General features: G+C 74.1%; 21 protein-coding genes and 1 pseudogene. 11 read left to right on the plus strand and 11 right to left on the minus strand.

What is annotated here, in order from left to right; genetic code table 11:
* Positions 1–37 precede the first annotated feature (37 nt).
* Positions 38–874, minus strand: a complete 837-nt coding sequence (gene hisN, locus BN6_RS37030) for a histidinol-phosphatase (protein WP_015104992.1) — start codon at positions 872–874, stop codon at positions 38–40.
* A 38-nt stretch (positions 875–912) separates the two neighbouring features.
* Between hisN and BN6_RS37035 the strand changes: the two genes are divergently transcribed.
* Entirely contained in the window at positions 913–1,578 is a 666-nt protein-coding gene (locus BN6_RS37035) for a response regulator transcription factor (protein ID WP_015104993.1), read from the plus strand.
* Position 1,579: 1 nt separating this feature from the next.
* Positions 1,580–2,854, plus strand: a complete 1,275-nt coding sequence (locus BN6_RS37040; protein ID WP_015104994.1) for a sensor histidine kinase — start codon at positions 1,580–1,582, stop codon at positions 2,852–2,854.
* Between the two features lie 233 nt (positions 2,855–3,087).
* On the opposite strand, the pseudogene BN6_RS37045 reads toward BN6_RS37040, so the two are convergent.
* From BN6_RS37045 to BN6_RS37075, 8 genes and pseudogenes are all read right to left on the minus strand, one after another.
* Positions 3,088–3,336, minus strand: a pseudogene (locus BN6_RS37045) (hypothetical protein); the annotation flags it as partial.
* Positions 3,333–6,017, minus strand: coding sequence for a TNT domain-containing protein (locus BN6_RS49365; RefSeq protein ID WP_015104995.1), 2,685 nt, complete (start codon positions 6,015–6,017; stop codon positions 3,333–3,335). The pseudogene BN6_RS37045 and the gene BN6_RS49365, both read right to left, overlap by 4 nt.
* Positions 6,018–6,034: 17 nt before the next feature.
* A complete protein-coding gene (locus tag BN6_RS37055; protein ID WP_015104996.1) occupies positions 6,035–6,343 on the minus strand; it encodes a WXG100 family type VII secretion target in 309 nt (102 codons plus the stop codon).
* Positions 6,340–6,795, minus strand: a complete 456-nt coding sequence (locus BN6_RS37060; RefSeq protein WP_015104997.1) for a YbaB/EbfC family nucleoid-associated protein — start codon at positions 6,793–6,795, stop codon at positions 6,340–6,342. The genes BN6_RS37055 and BN6_RS37060 overlap by 4 nt, the downstream gene beginning before the upstream one ends.
* A 119-nt stretch (positions 6,796–6,914) precedes the next feature.
* On the minus strand, positions 6,915–7,085 hold the full coding sequence (locus tag BN6_RS47155; RefSeq protein WP_158509481.1) for a hypothetical protein: 171 nt from the start codon (positions 7,083–7,085) through the stop codon (positions 6,915–6,917).
* Entirely contained in the window at positions 7,082–8,011 is a 930-nt protein-coding gene (locus BN6_RS37065) for a hydroxymethylglutaryl-CoA lyase (RefSeq protein ID WP_015104998.1), read from the minus strand. Before BN6_RS37065 ends, BN6_RS47155 begins: the two co-directional genes overlap by 4 nt.
* On the minus strand, positions 7,998–8,528 hold the full coding sequence (locus tag BN6_RS37070; RefSeq protein ID WP_015104999.1) for a PH domain-containing protein: 531 nt from the start codon (positions 8,526–8,528) through the stop codon (positions 7,998–8,000). Before BN6_RS37070 ends, BN6_RS37065 begins: the two co-directional genes overlap by 14 nt.
* Before the next feature lie 33 nt (positions 8,529–8,561).
* Positions 8,562–9,338 (minus strand): biotin--[acetyl-CoA-carboxylase] ligase, encoded by a 777-nt coding sequence (locus BN6_RS37075; RefSeq protein WP_041315438.1) that lies wholly within the window; start codon positions 9,336–9,338, stop codon positions 8,562–8,564.
* A 173-nt stretch (positions 9,339–9,511) separates the two neighbouring features.
* Here BN6_RS37075 and BN6_RS37080 point away from each other — a divergent pair, with 173 nt between their 5' ends.
* Together BN6_RS37080 and BN6_RS37085 are read left to right on the plus strand one after the other, a co-directional pair.
* A complete protein-coding gene (locus BN6_RS37080) occupies positions 9,512–11,143 on the plus strand; it encodes an acyl-CoA carboxylase subunit beta (RefSeq protein ID WP_041315440.1) in 1,632 nt (543 codons plus the stop codon).
* A complete protein-coding gene (locus tag BN6_RS37085) occupies positions 11,140–11,352 on the plus strand; it encodes an acyl-CoA carboxylase subunit epsilon (protein ID WP_015105002.1) in 213 nt (70 codons plus the stop codon). Before BN6_RS37080 ends, BN6_RS37085 begins: the two co-directional genes overlap by 4 nt.
* 96 nt (positions 11,353–11,448) lie before the next feature.
* Here the strand turns inward: BN6_RS37085 and BN6_RS37090 are convergent, their stop codons facing one another.
* Positions 11,449–11,895 carry a hypothetical protein gene (locus BN6_RS37090; protein WP_015105003.1) on the minus strand — a complete coding sequence of 149 codons (447 nt, stop codon included), beginning with the start codon at positions 11,893–11,895 and terminating at the stop codon, positions 11,449–11,451.
* A gap of 93 nt (positions 11,896–11,988) precedes the next feature.
* Between BN6_RS37090 and BN6_RS37095 the strand changes: the two genes are divergently transcribed.
* Positions 11,989–12,594: a Maf family protein gene (locus BN6_RS37095; protein WP_015105004.1), complete on the plus strand. Its 606-nt coding sequence runs from the start codon at positions 11,989–11,991 to the stop codon at positions 12,592–12,594.
* A 174-nt stretch (positions 12,595–12,768) separates the two neighbouring features.
* On the plus strand, positions 12,769–14,106 hold the full coding sequence (locus BN6_RS37100; RefSeq protein WP_015105005.1) for a dicarboxylate/amino acid:cation symporter: 1,338 nt from the start codon (positions 12,769–12,771) through the stop codon (positions 14,104–14,106).
* 343 nt (positions 14,107–14,449) lie between these two features.
* On the opposite strand, the gene BN6_RS42750 is transcribed toward BN6_RS37100, so the two are convergent.
* Positions 14,450–15,121, minus strand: a complete 672-nt coding sequence (locus tag BN6_RS42750) for a hypothetical protein (protein ID WP_148303159.1) — start codon at positions 15,119–15,121, stop codon at positions 14,450–14,452.
* A gap of 115 nt (positions 15,122–15,236) precedes the next feature.
* On the opposite strand from BN6_RS42750, the gene BN6_RS37110 reads away from it, so the two are divergent.
* From BN6_RS37110 to BN6_RS37130, 5 genes are read left to right on the plus strand one after another with little or no spacing between them, the layout of a single operon-like run.
* Complete coding sequence (locus BN6_RS37110; protein ID WP_015105007.1) at positions 15,237–17,000, plus strand: acetyl/propionyl/methylcrotonyl-CoA carboxylase subunit alpha; 1,764 nt, start codon at positions 15,237–15,239, stop codon at positions 16,998–17,000.
* A 10-nt stretch (positions 17,001–17,010) separates the two neighbouring features.
* Positions 17,011–17,403 carry a DUF1707 SHOCT-like domain-containing protein gene (locus BN6_RS37115; protein ID WP_015105008.1) on the plus strand — a complete coding sequence of 131 codons (393 nt, stop codon included), beginning with the start codon at positions 17,011–17,013 and terminating at the stop codon, positions 17,401–17,403.
* Entirely contained in the window at positions 17,400–17,993 is a 594-nt protein-coding gene (locus BN6_RS37120) for an HAD family hydrolase (protein ID WP_041315442.1), read from the plus strand. The genes BN6_RS37115 and BN6_RS37120 overlap by 4 nt, the downstream gene beginning before the upstream one ends.
* The gene (locus BN6_RS37125; protein WP_015105010.1) at positions 17,986–18,231 is read left to right on the plus strand and encodes a hypothetical protein; all 246 of its coding nucleotides are present in this window, start codon (positions 17,986–17,988) and stop codon (positions 18,229–18,231) included. Before BN6_RS37120 ends, BN6_RS37125 begins: the two co-directional genes overlap by 8 nt.
* 11 nt (positions 18,232–18,242) lie before the next feature.
* Entirely contained in the window at positions 18,243–18,683 is a 441-nt protein-coding gene (locus BN6_RS37130; protein WP_015105011.1) for a GNAT family N-acetyltransferase, read from the plus strand.
* The last annotated feature ends 8 nt before the right edge of the window (positions 18,684–18,691 follow it).

The following is an 18,691-nucleotide window of genomic DNA, read 5'->3' on the forward strand; positions in this document are numbered from 1 at the left end:
CCCGGCGCACCGGGCACGCCCAGGTCCGGGTGCCGGCTCAGGCCGTGTCGTTCGTGCCGTCGCCGTCGGTCGCCGTGCCGTTGTGGCCGTCCGGGTCAGCGGCGGCGTGCTCGCCGGCGAGCAGGGACAGCGCGGCGTCGTGCAGCAGGCCGTTGGTGGACAGCACGTTCCCGCCGTCGAACCGGTCCACGCCGGACAGGTCGCTGAACCGGCCGCCCGCCTCCCGGACCAGGACCTGGAACGGGGCGACGTCCCACGGGTTCACCACCGCCTCCGCCGCGACGTCGATCGCGCCCTCGGCCACCAGGCAGTGCTGCCAGAAGTCGCCGAACGCCCGGTTCTCCCAGCACGCGTCGGCCAGCCGCAGGTACGCCTCGCGCGAGTGGTGCTCCACCCACGACCCGAGGTGCGTGGTGGACAGGTAGGCGTCCGACAGGTCGGCCACCCCGGACACGGCGATCCGCCGCTCCCCCGCGGCGTCCCGGGTGAACGCGCCCTGCCCGGCGGCGGCCCACCAGCGGCGGCCCAGGGCGGGCGCGCTGACCACGCCGACCTGGGGCGTCCCGTCGACCACCAGGGCGATCAGGGTGGCCCACACCGGCACGCCGCGCAGGAAGTTCTTGGTGCCGTCGATCGGGTCCACGACCCACGTCCGGCCCGCGCCCACCTCGCCGCCGCGCTCCTCGCCCGCGACCTGGTCGCCCGTCTCCGCGAGCACCTCGCGCAGGGCGTCCTCGACGGCCACGTCGGCGTCGGTCACGGGCGTGCGGTCGGGCTTGCGCCGCACCACGAGATCGCCGGCGCGGAACCGGGCGGTGGTGATGGCGTCGGCGGCGTCGGCCAGTCGCAGGGCCAGCGTCAGATCGGTGGACACGCGGGGATCGTGCCACGCCTACGCTGGGTGGCGTGAGCGTGGTCTTGTTGGCCGAGGACGATCCGGCTATCGCGGAACCCCTCTCCCGCGCGTTGCAGCGGGAGGGGTACCAGGTGCAGGTGGTCGGTGACGGTCCCGGCGCGTTGGAGGCGACCGCGCACGGGGGCATCGACCTGCTGGTGCTCGACCTGGGGCTGCCCGGGATGGACGGGCTGGAGGTGTGCCGCCGGCTGCGCGCGGGCGGGCGGGGCATCCCGGTGCTGATGCTGACCGCCCGGTCCGACGAGGTGGACTTCGTGGTCGGGCTGGACGCGGGCGCCGACGACTACGTGGCCAAACCGTTCCGGCTGGCCGAGCTGATGGCCCGGATCCGGGCCCTGCTGCGCCGCCGCGCGCCCGGCACGTTGGAGGTCAACGGCGTGCGGATGGACCTCGCGGCGCGCCGGGTCACCGTGGACGGGCAGGAGGTGCAGCTGGCGAACAAGGAGTTCGAGCTGCTCCGGGTGCTCATCCAGCGGGCCGGGCAGGTGGTGCACCGCGACGAGATCCTCTCCGAGGTGTGGAACGACCCGGAGCTCAAGAGCAGCAAGACGCTCGACATGCACATGTCGTGGCTGCGCCGCAAGCTCGGGGACGTGCGCTCGATGGAGCGCCGCATCGCCACCGTGCGCGGCGTCGGCTTCCGCTTCAACACGGTCGACTGACGTGCGCAGCCGGATCCTGCGGGCGATCCTGCTGGCCGTCGCGGTCACCGGGTTCGTCCTCGGCATCCCGCTCGGGTACGCCGCGCTGCGGCTGGTGGACGACGGGGCACGCACCGACCTCGCGGCCCGCGCGCAGCGCATCGCGGCGTCCATCGACGACCAGATCGCCTCCGGCCTGGCCATCGACCTGGAGCCGGTGGAGATCGTCGTGCCCGACGGCGGGCACCTGATCGTGACGACGACCGGCGGCCGGCAGGAGTTCGGGACGTCACCGGGCGAGGACGCGCTGGCCGTGGAGGTGCCGATCGCGCAGCAGGGCACCGTGCGGCTGGAGACGTCGTCAGGGCCGATGCGGACGTCGCAGTACCAGGTGGCGGCGCTCGTCGTGCTGCTCGTGGTGCTGTCGGTGGGCACCGGGACCGTGGTGGCGACCGTGACGGCGCGCAAGCTGGCCAAGCCGCTGCGGCACGTGGCGGTGCGCGCGGCCCGGCTCGGCGCGGGCGACTTCCGGCGCGACGACCGGCGGCACGGCGTGCCCGAGCTGGACCTGGTGGCCGAGGCGCTGGACCGGTCGGCGGGCGCGCTGGCGTTGCTGGTGCAGCGCGAGCGCGAGCTGGTCGGCGACGTGTCGCACCAGCTGCGCAGCCGGCTGACCGCGCTGCAACTGCGGTTGGAGGCGTTGGCCGAGCACCCGGAGCCGGAGACGGCGGCCGAGGCGCGGGCCGCGCTGGAGCAGGCCGAACGGCTGGCCGGCGTGCTGAACGAGCTGCTGGCGGCGGCCCGCGCGGCGCGGGCCGTCGGCGCGGAGCCGTTGGACCTGGGGGTCGAGCTGTCCGCGATCGCCGAGGAGTGGCGGGAGCCGCTGCGCGGCGTCGGGCGGGCGCTGCGGGTCCGGGTGCCCGAGGGCCTGCTGGCCCGCGCCACGCCGGCGCGGCTGCGCGAGGCGATCGGGGTGCTGCTGGACAACGCCCTGCGGCACGGCGAGGGCCAGGTGGTGGTGTCCGCGCGCAGTGACGAGGGCACGGTCGTGGTCGAGGTGGCGGACGGCGGCGCGGGCGTGCCCGACGAGCTGGCCGGGCACATCTTCGAGCGCGGCGTGTCCGGTGGCGGGTCGACCGGCGTAGGGCTCGCGCTGGCGCGGGCGCTGGTCGACGCGGACGGCGGGCGGCTGGAGCTGTCCACCGCCCGGCCCGCGACGTTCGCCGTCTACCTGCCGGTGCCCAAGGCGGACGACATGGTCGGCGTGACCTGGCGCTCCGACCTCACGCCTCGCTAGTCCCCGTCCCCCGCGGACCGCGCGGGCACGGCCGCCGGCGGTGCGGCCTGGACCGGCACGGGCCCGGTCGCCGGTTCGGCCACCTGGACCGGCACCGGTCCGGTCGGCGACTCGGCCGCTTGAACCGGCACAGGTCCGGTCCGCGCCTCGGCCGCCGCAGGTTGTGCGGTCGCGGGTTGCGCGGTCGCGGGCTGGTGGGGCTCGGCCCGGGTGGGCGGTTCGGGGGCGGGTTGGGGCAGCAGGCCCACCGCGCCACGCACGACCTGCGCCCACACCAGGCGGCCGAACAGGTAGTGGCAGGCCACGTCCTCGCTGGTGAAGCGGGCCCAGTCGTACCGGTTGCCCTGCTCGCGCCAGAAGACCTCGAAACCCTCGTGGTCGGCGACCAGGCACCAGGCGTTGTCCGCCTCCGCCCCGACCGACACGACCTCCGCGGGCACCCCGACGGCCAGCAGCCAGCCCTGGATCGACTCGGCGTTCATCGGATCTCCTCCAGGTAGCCCAGCGCGGCCAGCTCGGCCACCGGGTACGTCGTCCGGTACCGGACGCCGCCGCCGTCCTGCCCGAACCACTCGGCGGACAGGGTGAACCACACCGGCAGCTCGCGGGTGACGCGGTACCGGTGGTACCCGGCGTCCAGCGCGGCCGGCGGCAGCGAACGGCTGGTGAACGGCGTGCCGGGCTCGGACAGCACCCGCCCCTCGGGGGTGCCGAACCGGTCCAGCTCGACCCCGGCCGCGAGCACGCCCGGCTGCCCGGCCTCGTACCCGCCCTCGGGGAACAGCTCCGCGGGCGGCCACGCGTACTCCGGCGGGTCGAGGCGGACCAGGAACCGCCGGTCCCAGTCGCGTTCGTGCAGCCCGGCCTGCGGGTCGTAGCCCTCGGTCAGCGCGGCGTCCGGCACACCGCCGGGACCGTGCGCGAGCCGGGGCCGGACCCGGGCGGACGCGTCGACCAGGTGCCCGTCCGGGTGGCCTTGGGGCTCGAACCGGAGGCCGGGCGCGAAGTCCTGTTCCTCGGGCGGCGCGGGCAGCTGCCGGGCGGGCGCGGACTGGGCGGGTGGCAGCGTGCCGCCGGGGAACATGTGCAGGAAGAACAGCGCGACCGCCTCGTCGGACGGCTGCGCGCCCTGCCCCGCCCGCTGCGCCGCGACCACCTCGGTGGGCACGATCGCCGACCCCGGGCCAGCGCCCAGGACTCCGGACATCGGCCCGTAACCCGTGCCGGGCGCGAACCCGCGCCCGCCGGTGACCGCGCTGGGGTCGGGGAAGCCCTGGCCGGGCAGCTGACCGGGCGGGAAGCCCGGACCGCCTCGGACGAGGGTGTCGCGTCCGCCGGTCGTGAGCGGCAGCACCGCGAAGCCCAGTGCCGCGTCGTCGCGCGCCTTGGCCGCGACCTCCTTCGCGGCCTGCGCCGCGTCCTTCGCCTGTGCGGCGGCGTCCTTGGGCTGGACGGGCTGACCCGCGTCCTTCGCCTGTGCGGCCTGGTTTCCCTGACCCGACTGGCCCTGACCCGACTGGCCCGATCCGGACTGACCCGACTGGCTCGATCCGGACTGGCCGGGCAGTTGGCCGCCGTCCTTGGTCAACACCGGGCCGCGCTGGTCCGCGCGCTGGCCACCGGCCTGCTGCGCCTGGCCCTGCTGACCGGCTTGCGCCTGGGCCGTCGGGGCCTGCGCGGCGGCACCCGCCGACGCGGCAGCCGCCGGAGCACCCGTGACAGCACCACCGACAGCGCCACCGACGGCACCACCGGCACCACCCACGGGACCGGACGACACACCGCCGGGCGTACCGAACCCGGGAGCCTGCGGGGTGTTCGCGGCGGGAGCGGCCGGCTGCGGCGCGGGAGCGTGGGTCTCGACCGGCAGCACCGGTCGGTCCAAAACCGCCGCCGACGACGAGGTCACCGTGTCCGCCGCCCGGACGACCGGGTCCGCGACCGGCCCGACGTGCACCGGCCCGTCGCCCGTCACGGCACCGGTCACGGCACCGGTCACCGCGCCCGTCACCCCGGTCACCGCGCCCGTCACCTGGTTCACCAGCCCGGGACCGCGATCCGGGCCAGGTCCGTTGCCCAGTCCGTTGCCCAGTCCATTGCCCGGCCCGTCGCCAGGTCCGTTACCGCCTTCGTGACCACGACCGGGCGGGGTGTCCGCACCGCCGTGGACCGCGCGGTCCACGGTGTCGGCCACGCCGTCGACGGTCCGGTCCACCGTTTCGACCGCGCCGTCCACGACATCGCCGACCGTGCCGAGCACCGGGTCCACGACCGCCGCGACGGGCTGCACGACCGCGTCCACCAGGCCACCGACCAGGCCACCGACCAGGCCGCCACCCTGCTGACCGCCGCCGAGCAGGTTGCCCAGCAGACCGCCGCCGCCACCCGAACCGCCGTCGCCCGAACCGCCCTGGCCAGGACCGCCCTGGCCAGGAGTGCCCGGCCCGGGAGCGCCCGGCCCCTGGCCACCGGAACCGCCCTGACCCGAGCCGTCCGGAGAACCGCCGTCCTGGCCGCCACCGAGGAGGTCGCCGAGCAGTCCGCCCTGGCCACCGCCGCCGATCAGGGTGCCCAGCGGGCCCCGGTCCGGAGCGGGAGCGGGGGCGTCGGCCGGGGCGTGCACGCCGGGGTTGGCGTCCACCGGGGGCCGGCCGCCGATGTGCACGCCCGAGTCGAGGCGGATCGCGTCGGTCAGCGTGCTGGTCAGGTGGCCGACGTTGGCCGTCGCGCCCTTGAGCACCGCGTCCAGCCCCAGCAGGGCGGTCGGGTGGCCGGCGGTCGCGGCCTGGTTGGCGGCGTCGGTGTTCTTGGCCAGGTTCACCAGCTCGCGCACCAGCTCCACCTTCGCCGCACCCACCTGCTGGGCGGCGTGGTCGAGCCGGTCCGCGGCAGCGGTGCAGCCGCGCACGGCGTCGTCGAGCCGGCCGTCGGGCGCGGTGAACGCGTTCCAGTGCCGGCGGGCCGCCTCGCCGGTCGCGCCGGTCATCGCCGACAGCGCCCGGCCGGCCGCGCCGTCCGACTCGCCGGCCAGCGTGCCCAGCTTCGCGCCCGCCTCCCGCCACGCGGTGGCGGACGAGTGCAGCTTGTCCTCGTCGGCCTTCGGCCAGGTGACGCCGGCTCTGGCGGCGACCTCGGCGAGTTCCGCCGGCAGCTCGATCCCCATGTCGGTGGCCCCCTGTGTCAGACCGCGCGGAACGCGGCGCTGTTGCCGTCTTCGGCGGCGCGGTAGGTGCGGGCGGTCTCGGTGAACCGGTCGCCGACGCCGCCGAAGCCCGCGCCGAGGTCGCCGACCCCGGTCAACGCGGCCGACGCCGGTCGGACGTGCGACGAGGCGAAGCTCTGGCCGATGGCGTCGTCGCCCCAGCACGCGCCCAGCGCGTCCAGCGCGCCGCCCAGGTCGCCGAAGATCGTCCCGGCCCGCTCGGCGAAGGTGCCGAAGTCGGCCGCGCCGGCGTCGATCTTGGCGAGGTCGGTCTCGAAGCCGGTCATCTCGGTCCCCCGGAGGTCTCGACGTTGAGCCAGTCGCGCTGTTCGAAGTCCTCGTCGTCCTCGACGACGCGGGGGCGCTTGGCCGGCGGCGGCGCGATCTCGTCCGGCCGCAGGTCTGCCGTGCCGCGCACGAGCGCCTCGGGGTCGGTGCCGGCGGGCAGCACCGGGCCCAACGTCCGGTAGGTGCGCTCGGCTGCCTTGGCCGCCGCCTCCTGCGTGGTCCGCAGGATCACCTGGGCCAGCTGCGCCGGGCGCAACCGGTAGGCGGCGTCGGTCAGCTCCAGGTCGGTCAGGGTGCCCTGGGCGCCGACGGTCGCGGTGACCGTGCCGTCCGGGCTGGTCGCCGCCGCGGTGATGCCGGCCAGGTCCCGGTGCACGGACGCGAGCTGGTCGCGGCTGCGGCGGTAGTCGGCCAGCAGTTCGTCAACCTGGGCGCGGTGATCGGTCGTCACACGGCCACCTCCGGTCTGGGCCGTCGCCGGGCATGGTCGTCGGTCGCGCGTTGGACGTTACGACCGGGAAGCCGGTTCCCGCCCGGCCGCGGACAATTTCACCGCATGCACGCGAGCGGCTACACCGGGCGGCCTACCAGCGCGCGGTTCGCGCCCTCGCGCTCCACCACTTGGAAGACTGCGCCGGCGAACCGCAGGGCGGGGTCCAGCAACACCACGCCCACACCCGCCGCCGCGCGCACCTCGGCGTTGCACTGAAGGGATCGGGCGCACCAGCGCCCGGCCTTCACCCCCGCAGGGCCCGCACGACCCTCGACGGGCTCGGGCGGCCCAGCCGCTCGGCCATCCACGCGCTGGTGTCGCACAGCTTGTCGAGGTCGACGCCGTGCGCGATGCCCAGGCCGTCGAGCATCCACACCAGGTCCTCGGTGGCGAGGTTGCCGGTGGCGGACTCGGCGTACGGGCAGCCGCCCAGGCCGCCGGCCGACGAGTCGACCGTCCGCACGCCGGCCAGCAGCGCGGCGTAGGTGTTGGACAGCGCCTGCCCGTAGGTGTCGTGGAAGTGCACGGCCAACTGGTCGACCCGGTCGAACCCGCTGATCAACCCGGTCACCTGGCCGGGCGTGGCGACGCCGATCGTGTCGCCCAGCGAGAGCTGGTCACAGCCCAGGTCGAGCAGCTTCTTGCCGACGCCGACGACCTGGTCGCGCGGCACCGGGCCCTCCCACGGGTCGCCGAAGCACATCGACACGTACCCGCGCACCTTGAGCCCCTCGGCCTTGGCGCGGGCCACGACCGGGTCGAACATGCCGAACTGGTCGTCCAGCGTCGAGTTCAGGTTCTTGTTGGCGAACGTCTCGGTGGCGCTGGCGAAGATGGCGATGTGCGAGACGCCGGCCTTCAACGCGCGGTCCAGGCCGCGCTCGTTGGGCACCAGCACCGGGTACTCGACGCCGGGCCGCCGGTCGAGGCCGGCCAGCAGCTCCTCCGCGTCGGCGAGCTGCGGCACCCACTTGGGGTGCACGAAGCTGGTCGCCTCCAGGATCGTGCCGCCGGCGTCGGCGAGCCGGTCCAGGAACTCCAGCTTCACCGCGACCGGGACGACCGAGTCCTCGTTCTGCAGGCCGTCGCGCGGACCGACCTCCCAGATCGTCACCCGGTCCGGCAGGTCCTCGCCGACGACCCGGTCCGGCAGTCCGACTTCACGCGCGCCCATCGGTGACCCTGTTCTCCGGCTGGAAATCGTCGTCCGGGTTGTCGTTGATCTCCCGGTAGAGCAGGGAGTGCACCTGCTCCACGCCCGGGATGTCGTCGAACTCCAGCGGCTCGTCCGACGCCGACTCGATGATCAGCGTGCCGCAGCCCAGGACCCGGTCGAGCAGGCTGTGCTCGAAGCGCACGCTGTTGATCCGGGTCAGCGGGATGTCCAGGCCGGTGCGCTTGAGCACGCCCTCCCGGTACATCACGCGGTCGCTGGTGATGATGAAGTGCGTGGTTCGCCAGCGGACCACGGGTGCCAGCGTCAGCCACGCGACCAGGGCCAGCGCCACCACGGCGATGATCACCCAGGCGATCGACGCCCAGGACAGGTCGGAGGCGAGCGCCGCCAGCGCGGACGCCGCACCGACCACGACGAGGAACACCACGACCGGCAGGAGCAGCATCTTCCAGTGCGGGTGCTTGTGGATCACGACGTGCTCGCTCGGGCTGAGCAGGTCGTCCGGGTAGGCCACGACGGTCCTTTCGCCAGGCGCGGGTGCCGGGCCTCACCGTACCCGGAGGTGCACCACGTCCCCGGCGGAAACCACGTGGTCCTTGCCGGCGTCGTCGCGCAGCACCAGCGTGCCGTCCGCCTCGACGGACCGGGCGGTGCCGGCCAGGTGGCCGCCGGGCAGCTCGACCCGCACGGACCGGCCGACGGTGCCGCAGTGCGCGCGGTACTCGTCGAGCAGCCCGGTGGCGACCGGGTCGCCGCCGGCGTCCCGCCAGAGGCGCTCCAGCCGGTCCAGCTCGGTGAGCAGGGTGACCGCGACGCCGGCGCGGTCGACCGGGCCGCCGGCGTGCTCTTCCAGGCTGGTCGGGGCGAGCCCGCCGACGCCCGGTTCGACGTCGGGCGGCAGCGCGGCGACGTTCAGCCCGATGCCGACCACGACGGCGTGGTCCTGGGTGATCTCGGCCAGCACGCCGGCCGCCTTGCGGTCGCCGACCAGCAGGTCGTTGGGCCACTTCAGGTCGGCTTCGACGCCCACCGAGGCGGCCGTGCGGATCAGGGCGACCCCGGCCAGCAGGGTCAGCCACGGCAGCCGGGCGGCCGGCACGGCCGCGGGCCTGAACAGCACGCTGAGGTAGAGGCCGCCGCCCGGCGACACCCAGCCCCGACCGCGCCGGCCCTGGCCCGCGGTCTGCTCCTCGGCGATCAGGACGGTCCGGTCGCGGGTCGCGTCGCGGAGGTCGGCGTTGGTCGAGCCGGTCGAGGCGACCACGTCGAGCTGCCCGTACGGGCCGACGAGCCGGCTGCGGAGGTCTGCGGCGTCCAGTGGCATGACCGGAGCGTAGGAGCGACCCGCCCCACGCGCTTCGTCGGAGCGGTGTGGAGGTGGGGCGGGCCGCGTGATCAAGCCTGCAACCTCCAGTGCGGTAGAGGTCAACACCCCCGGCGTGAGGTGGGCTACTCGCGGGTCACTTGGCGTTGTGGTCCTGGTTAAGCTGCCCGGTCATGAGCAGTGCGACCGCCCCCGTCGGCGAGGAGCCGGACGTCCACACCACGGCCGGCAAGCTGGCCGACCTGTACCGCCGCAACGACGAGGCCGTGCACGCCGGGTCCGCGCGGATGGTGGAGAAGCAGCACGCCAAGGGCAAGAAGACCGCTCGCGAGCGGATCGACCTGCTGCTCGACCCGGGCTCGTTCGTGGAGCTGGACGCGCTGGCCCGGCACCGCTCGACCAACTTCGGCCAGGAGCGCAACCGCCCCTACGGTGACGGCGTGGTGGCCGGCTACGGCACCGTCGACGGCCGCCCGGTGTGCGTGTTCAGCCAGGACGTCACGGTGTTCGGCGGTTCGCTCGGCGAGGTGTACGGCGAGAAGATCGTCAAGGTGATGGACCTGGCGATCAAGACCGGCCGGCCGATCGTTGGGATCAACGAGGGCGGCGGCGCGCGCATCCAGGAGGGCGTCGTCTCGCTCGGCCTCTACGGCGAGATCTTCCGCCGCAACGTGGCCGCGTCCGGCGTCGTGCCGCAGATCTCGCTGATCATGGGCGCGAACGCGGGCGGGCACGTGTACTCGCCGGCGCTGACCGACTTCGTGGTGATGGTCGACCAGACCTCGCACATGTTCATCACCGGCCCGGACGTGATCAAGACCGTCACCGGCGAGGACGTCGGCTTCGAGGAGCTGGGCGGCGGGCGCACGCACAACACCAAGTCGGGCAACGCGCACTACCTGGCGGGCGACGAGGACGACGCCGTCGCCTACGTCAAGGAGCTGCTGTCCTACCTGCCGGCCAACAACATGTCCGACGCCCCGGTGTTCGAGGCCGCCGACGACCTGGTGACCGGCACCGTCGAGGACTCGGTCACCGACGAGGACCGCGAGCTCGACACCCTGATCCCGGACTCCGCGAACCAGCCCTACGACATGCACGAGGTGCTCACCCGGGTGCTGGACGACGGCGAGTTCCTGGAGGTCCAGCCGCTGTTCGCGCCCAACATCCTGGTCGGCTTCGGCCGGGTCGACGGCCGCTCGGTGGGCATCGTGGCCAACCAGCCCACCCAGTTCGCGGGCTGCCTGGACATCGACGCCTCGGAGAAGGCCGCGCGGTTCGTGCGGACCTGCGACGCGTTCAACGTCCCGGTGCTGACCTTCGTGGACGTGCCGGGCTTCCTGCCGGGCACCGACCAGGAGTGGAACGGCATCATCCGGCGCGGCGCGAAGCTGATCTACGCCTACGCGGAGGCGACCGTCCCGCTGGTCACCGTGATCACCCGCAAGGCGTACGGCGGCGCGTACGACGTGATGGGCTCCAAGCACCTCGGCGCGGACGTGAACCTCGCGTGGCCCACGGCCCAGATCGCGGTCATGGGCGCGCAGGGCGCGGCGAACATCGTGCACCGCAAGACGCTGGCCAACGCCGTGAACGAGGGCCAGGACGTCGACGCGCTGCGCGCGCAGTTGCAGCAGGAGTACGAGGACACCCTCTGCAACCCTTACGTCGCGGCGGAGCGCGGTTACGTCGACGCCGTCATCCCACCCTCTTACACGCGGTCGTACGTCGCGCGGGCGCTGTCGATGCTCCGCGACAAGCGCGAGGTGCTGCCGCCCAAGAAGCACGGGAACATCCCACTATGAGCGAGCGCCCTTACCTGCGCGTGGTCCGGGGCAACCCGGACGACGCGGAACTGGCCGCGCTGACGGCGGTGGTGGCGGGCCTGGCCACCGCCGGCGGCGAAACCGACGCGCCGACCCACCGCTCAGCCTGGTCCGACCGCTCCCGCCTGGTCCGCTCACCGCTGGCGCACGGCCCTGGCGCGTGGCGAGCGTCCGCCCTCCCACGCTGACCGGCCCTGCGGACGAACAAGTGCTGATGACGGTGGTGGCGCCGGACTCGCGGTGAACCCGGCACGGCAGTCGGTGCTGGAGGGGCCGGCCGCGGGTCAGCAGTCGACGCGGCGGCTGCTGACCTGGACGCCGTCGCCGAGCACCATGACCTCGCGGCAGCGGGTGCCGTCGGGCAGGTGCAGGCGCACCCGCATCCAGATCCCGCCGCCCGGCGGGTGCAGGCGGGTGTCGAGCACCTCCACGCCGTCCGCGGTCACCGCCGAGGGCACCCGGGCCGGGTCGCCCTGGGCTCGCGCGGAGTCGGTCACCGTGTCCATGATCCGGTACTCGACCAGGTCGGAGCCGTTCGCGAACGGCCAGAGGGGCACTCCGTAGCCGACCGGGTCGGCGGACACCACGACCGCCGCCAGCCCGCCCACGAGGGCGAGCGGCGCGATCCACCACCACCGCCGCCGACCACGAGCCCGATCGGTCCGGCGGACCACCAGAGCCCGGCGCTGCAACACGTCTTCGAGGTTGCCGAACCCGCGCGCGGCGCGCATCGGTAGTTCTACGCAGCGGCCCCGCGGATCACCCCCGGTCCGACGCACGCGGCGCCGCCGGCGTTCCCGGCCGGGGCCGTTAGGGTTCCGGGCGTGCGATTCGTGCTTGCTTCCGCCTCCCCCGCCCGGCTGACCGTGCTGCGCAACGCCGGCGTCGAACCCGTGGTCCGCGTGTCGGGCGTGGACGAGGACGCGGTGGCCGCCGCGCTGCCCGACCCCGAGCCCGCCGAGCTGGTCACCGCCCTGGCCGTCGCCAAGGCCGAGGCCGTCGCGGGCGACGAGCGCGACGCCGTGGTCGTCGGCTGCGACTCGATGCTGCTCACCCCCGACGGCGACGTGGAGGGCAAGCCCGGCACGGTCGAGGTGGCGCGCGAGCGGTGGCGGCGGATGGCCGGCCGGTCGGGCACCCTGCTCACCGGGCACGCCGTGCTGCGCGTGGTCGACGGGCGCATCGCCGAGCGGGCGGCCGGCCACGAGGCGACCGTGGTCCGGTTCGGCACGCCGTCCGAGGCGGAGCTGGAGGCGTACCTGGCCTCCGGCGAGCCGCTGGGCGTGGCCGGGGCGTTCACCCTCGACGGGCGCGGCGGCTGGTTCGTCGACGGCATCGACGGCGACCCGTCGAGCGTGATCGGCATCAGCCTGCCGCTCACCCGCCGGCTGCTGCGTCAAGTGGACGTGGCGATGTCCGACATCTGGTAGCCGTTGTCACATTTCCGCTGATCCGGGAAGCTCGCCCCGAGGTGTGGCGTTGGGGGAGCCGATGAACGAATTGCTGACGCGCCGCCGTCACATCGACTTCGGGCGCAGGACGAGCACGGGCTGTCACGGCTGACCGCCGTCCCAGTCCTGCCCTGCGCACCCCCGGAGCCCGAGATGTCGTTCGTCCGCACCTACACCAAGCCGAAGGTCTTCGGCCTCACCGTGCTCGTCGCGCTCGTGCTGGGCGCGCTCGCGGGCTGGCTCGCGAAGTCCGTCCCGCTGCCCTGGCTGACCACCACGCTGGGCAAGATCGGCGGCACGTTCACCAGCCTGCTGCAGTTCACCGTCATCCCGCTGGTGTTCACCGCGATCGTCGTCGGCATCACCAGCCTGCGCCGGCTCGGCAGCTCGCGGGCCGCGCGGCTGGGCGGCAAGACGCTGCTCTGGTTCGCGATCACCTCGCTGATCGCCGTGCTCATCGGGCTGGCGATCGCGCTGATCTTCAAGCCCGGCACAGGTGTCCAGGTGACACCGACGGACGCGGCGGTCAAGCGGCTGGCCACCCGCGAGGGCGGCTCGTGGAGCACCCTGCTGGACAGCCTGGTGCCGTCGAACATCTTCAGCGCCTTCACCGAGGGCGAGGTGCTCCAGGTCGTGTTCATCGCGATCCTGGTCGGCTTCGCCGCGTACGCGCTGGGCGAGAAGGCCGCGCCGTTCGTGAGCTTCACCCGGTCGGCGTTCGACCTGGTGCAGAAGATCGTCGGCTGGATCGTGCTGCTCGCCCCGCTCGGGGTGTTCGGCCTGATCGGCACGGCGTTCGCGACCTACGGCAACTCGTTCGTGCAGCCGCTGTTCAGCCTGATCGCGACCGTGTACGGCGGGACGCTGCTGGTGCTGTTCGTGGTGTACCCGGTGCTGCTGCGGTTCGTCGGCAAGGTCAACCCGGTGACGTTCTTCTCGAAGGCGTGGACGGCCATCCAGTTCGCGTTCGTGTCCCGCTCGTCGGGCGCGACCCTGCCGCTGAGCAGGCAGACCGCCGCGAACCTCGGCGTGGACGACGACTACGCGTCGTTCGCGGTGCCGCTGGGCACGACGACGAAGATGGACGGTTGCGCGGCGGTGTACCCGGCGATCGCGACGGTGTTCATCGCGAACCTGTTCGGGGTCGAGCTCGGCCTGTGGCAGTACGTGGCGATCGTGGCGGTGGCGGTGTTCGGCGCGCTGGCGACGGCGGGCACGACCGGCTGGTTCACGATGCTGACGCTGACCCTGGGCGCGGTGAACATGCCGCCCGAGGTGATCGCGACCGGCGTGGCCGTGGTCTACGCGATCGACCCGATCCTGGACATGGTCCGCACCGCGACCAACGTGGCGGGCCAGATCACCGTCCCGGTCCTGGTCGCCCGCTCGGAGGGCCTGCTGGACGACGAGGTGCTCAACGCGCCGAGCGAGCCGCCCCTGCTCGCCGGCCCCCGCGAGCCCGTCGCCACCGGCCGCATCAGCCCCGCCTGACCCGCCCCACCCAGCCCTGGTCCGGCCAGGTTCGATCCGGCCGACCCTGACCCGGCCAGCTCTGAGCCGGCCAGCCCTGAGCCGGCCGGACCTGACCGACTGCTCACCACTCGGCCCGAGCCCCCCAACCGGGGTCTCGGGCCGAGTCGCACCGGTCGCGCCGGCGGCCCCGGCCGCGAGTTCGGAACCACCCGTGACCTGCGGCGGGCCGGCGATTGTCGGTACCCGGTGGGACAATGATCATCGGGGGCCGGCGGCCGCCACCGGCGGGGCCGGCGGCCGCCACCGGCGGGGCCGGCGGGCGGCAGTGCGCGGCCGGCGGTCCTGGGCAGCAGACGGTGGGTCAGGCGCCACAAGGGCGGAGTTGGGCGGGGGCCGGGGTGACGTCCGGCCAGCCGGGCAGGAGGTCCTGGGTGGCCACCACCGTCGTGCAGCCGAGTTCCGCCTTGTCGCCCACCAGCGAGAACACCTGGGCGAACCGCCGCGAGCAGTCCACCCCGGGGCTGCACGCCCGCTGCACCGCCACCACGTCGTCCACCCCGTCCGCGTTGACGTCGCCCAACCCCAGGTAACCGCCGCTGGCCACGTACGGCAGCTGCGCGCGCGACCAGGCCCCGCCTCGCCGCACCAGCAGTTCGCCGCGCACCTCGCCGCCCACCGACCCGTGCACCAGGCACACCGACACCACCGCGTCCCGGCACTCCAGCGAGTCGGCGGTGATCGCCGCGCCGGACTCGGCGATGGTCAGCTCGAAGATGTTGTTCCCGGACGCCCCGTTGGTCCGGATCCGGCCGACGCCCTGGCCGATCAGCACCTCCACCGCGTCCCCGCCGACGTCCGCGCGGACCACCGACTGGCAGGCGACCGACCCGCAGCGCAGGTCGTCCACGCTCGGCCCGGTGGTCGGCGCGGCCGGCTCGGGCGGGCGCAGCGACCACGCGATGACCATCCCGGCGACGGTCGTGGCCACGGCGAGGGACGCCACGAGCAGCGCGGCAACCGGCGGTCGGGTCACGATCGCCGATTGTCGCACCCGCACGTGAGCTGTCTCTCCACCACGACTTACTGGCGAGTACTAAACTCCCCGTCCATTGCCGCTCCGCACCAGCGTTGCCAGGAGGTAGGACGTCGTGTCGCTGCGCAAGGTCCTCGTCGCCAACCGCGGTGAGATCGCCGTCCGGGTCATCCGCGCCTGTCAGGACGCCGGTCTGGCCAGCGTCGTCGGCTACGCCGACCCGGACCGGGACGCCCCGTTCGTCCGGCTCGCGGACGAGGCGTTCGCCCTCGGCGGCAGCACGCCGGGTGACACCTACCTCTCGGTGGACAAGCTCCTCGACGTGGCCAAGCGCGCGGGCGCGGACTCGGTGCACCCCGGTTACGGGTTCCTGTCCGAGAACGCCGACTTCGCGCAGGCCGTGCTGGACGCGGGCCTGGTCTGGATCGGGCCGACGCCGCAGGCGATCCGCGACCTGGGCGACAAGGTGACCGCGCGGCACATCGCGATGCGCGCGGGCGCGCCGCTGGTGCCCGGCACCAAGGACCCGGTGGCCGGGCCGGACGAGGTGGTCGCGTTCGCCCGCGAGCACGGCCTGCCGGTGGCGATCAAGGCGGCGTTCGGCGGCGGCGGGCGCGGCCTGAAGGTCGCGCGCACGCTGGAGGAGATCCCGGAGCTGTTCGACAGCGCGGTGCGCGAGGCGGTCACCGCGTTCGGTCGCGGCGAGTGCTTCGTGGAGCGCTACCTGGACAAGCCGCGCCACGTCGAGGCGCAGGTGCTCGCCGACCAGCACGGCAACGTGGTCGTGGTCGGCACCCGCGACTGCTCGTTGCAGCGCCGGCACCAGAAGCTGGTCGAGGAGGCGCCCGCGCCGTTCCTCACCGACGAGCAGCGGGCGGCCATCCACACGTCGGCGCGGGCGATCTGCAAGGAGGCCGGCTACCACGGCGCGGGCACGGTGGAGTACCTGGTCGCGGTGGACGGCACGATCTCGTTCCTGGAGGTCAACACCCGGCTCCAGGTCGAGCACCCGGTCAGCGAGGAGACCGCCGGTCTCGACCTGGTGCGCGAGCAGTTCCGGATCGCGGCCGGCGAGCCGCTGCGGTTCACCGAGGACCCGACCCCGCGCGGCCACTCGATCGAGTTCCGGATCAACGGCGAGGACGCGGGCCGCGGCTTCCTGCCCGCCCCCGGCACGGTGACGACGTTCGTCGCGCCGTCCGGGCCCGGGGTCCGGGTGGACGCGGGCGTCGAGAGCGGCACGGTGATCGGCGGTCAGTTCGACTCGTTGCTGGCCAAGCTGATCGTCACCGGCGAGGACCGCACCCAGGCGCTGGAGCGGGCCCGGCGGGCGCTGGACGAGATGGTCGTGGAGGGCATGGCGACCGTCCTGCCGTTCCACCGCCGGATCGTCCGCGACCCGGCCTACGTCGGCACCGACCGGGGTTTCACCGTGCACACCCGGTGGATCGAGACCGAGTTCGACAACACCATCGAGCCGTTCACCGACGGCGCGGAGGCCGGCGAGGACGAGCCGCGGCAGACCGTCGTGGTCGAGGTCGGCGGCCGCCGGCTGGAGGTGTCGCTGCCCGGTGACCTCGCGGTCGGCGGCGCGGCACCGAAGCCGGGCGCGAAGGCCAAGCCGCGCAAGCGGGGCGGCGGCAAGGGCGGCGCGGCGGTGTCCGGCGACGCGGTGACCGCGCCCATGCAGGGCACGATCGTCAAGGTGGCGGTGGAGGACGGGCAGCGGGTCGAGGCGGGCGAGCTGATCGTCGTGCTGGAGGCCATGAAGATGGAGAACCAGGTGACCGCGCACCGGGCGGGCACCGTGACCGGTCTCTCCGCCGAACCCGGCACGACGGTCACCCAGGGCACCGTGCTCTGCGAAATCAAGGAATAAGCTCGACGGCGTGGGCGAACGGGACATCCGGATCGGTGACGCGGATCGCGAACAGGCGCTCCGACTGCTGGGCGAACACCTCGGCGAGGGCCGGATGGACGTCGACGAGTACGGCGACCGGTCGGCCCGGGTGACCGCGGCGAAGACCAGGGGCGAGCTGCTGGCGCTGTTCGGCGACCTGCCGGCACCGCACCCGGTGTTCGCGCAGGTGGCTCCGCTGCCGTCGGCGACGCCCGCGCCGCGCGGCCGGTTCCAGCTCGACCCGAGGATCGCGTCGGCGATCGTGCCCGCGGTCGGGATCCTGTGCGTGCTGCTGTTCTTCTTCGCGGTCCGCAGCCCGTTCATCTTCCTGGTGGTGCCGGCGGTGGCGGTGCTGATCGGCCGCGCGGGCGGGCGGCGGTGACGCTGCTCCTGCTCGACCTCGACGGCGTGCTGCGCGAGTTCGGCCCGGACGACCCGGTGGAGGACGCGTTCGGCCTGCCGCGCGGCTCGCTGGGCCGGCTCGCCTTCTCGCTGGTCGGGCCGGCGCTGGTCGGCGAGGTGCCGGACGCGCGGTGGCGGGCGGCGATCCGCGACCGGCTGGCGGCGGACGTCGGCCCCGACGCGGCCCGGGACGCGGTGGCCGCGTGGAGCCGGCTGGGCGCGGTCGTGCCGGCGGCTCTGGACCTGGTCCGGGTGGTGCGGCGGCGGCACCGGGTGGCGTTGTTCAGCAACGCGACCGACCGGCTGCCGGCCGACCTGCGGGCGCTGGGCCTGGACCGCGAACTGGACGACGTGGTCACCTCGGCGGAACTCGGCGCGGCCAAGCCGGACCCGTTGGCGTTCCGCAAGGCCCTGGCCCGGCTGGGCGTGCCGGCCGGCGAGACGGTGTTCTGCGACGACAGCGCGGCCAACGCCGCCGGTGCGGTGGAGGCTGGCATCGACGGCGCGCACACGCCCGACACCGCCGCGCTGCACGCCGCCCTGGCCGCTCGGGGACTGCTCGGTGGCTGAGTTCCTGCTGCTCGTCCTGCACGACCGGGACGAGGCCGAAGCGCTCGCCCGCGACCTGCGCGCGGCGGGCTGGACACCCTGCGCCGTCCACAAGGACCTGCTGGCCGGCGAGGACGACGCCGAGGACGCGGACTGGGTCGTCGAGGTGACCACCGCCCCCGACGGCACCCCCGCGCCCGCCCGCCGGGCCGAACTCGAAGCGCTGGCCGAACGCCACGACGGGTTCGTGACGGACTAGTCTCGCCGGCCATGGAGCCGGTCGAGATCAACGCGGGCGAGTCCTACCTGCGCGCACTGCGGGCCGACGACCGGGTGGACGACCGGGTGGCGCTGCACGCGGGCGGCCGGTTCGACAGCGTCGACGCGGCGGGCGCGCACGTGGCCGAACGGCGACGGCAGTGGGAAGCGGACGAAACCTGTTCGTGGGCGGTGTGTGAACAGTTGTCGAACGTCGCGGTCGGCGAGATCTCGATCTCCGCCACCGGCGAGCTGTTCTGCTGGATCACGCCGGAACTGCGCGGAAAAGGCATCGCGACCCGCGCGGCGCAAGCCGTGACGGGCTTCGCGTTCGGTTTTCTCGATCTTGCGCGGATCACCGCGGTGCCTTCCGACGATGCCGGGCAGCGGTTGGCGCGGAAATGCGGATTCGAGTCCAGGGGTCCACACGAGGTGTGGACCCGGCTACGGTAGGTGCTCAT

The sequence above is a fragment of the Saccharothrix espanaensis DSM 44229 genome (assembly GCF_000328705.1).
Classification (GTDB): Bacteria; Actinomycetota; Actinomycetes; order Mycobacteriales; family Pseudonocardiaceae; genus Actinosynnema; species Actinosynnema espanaense.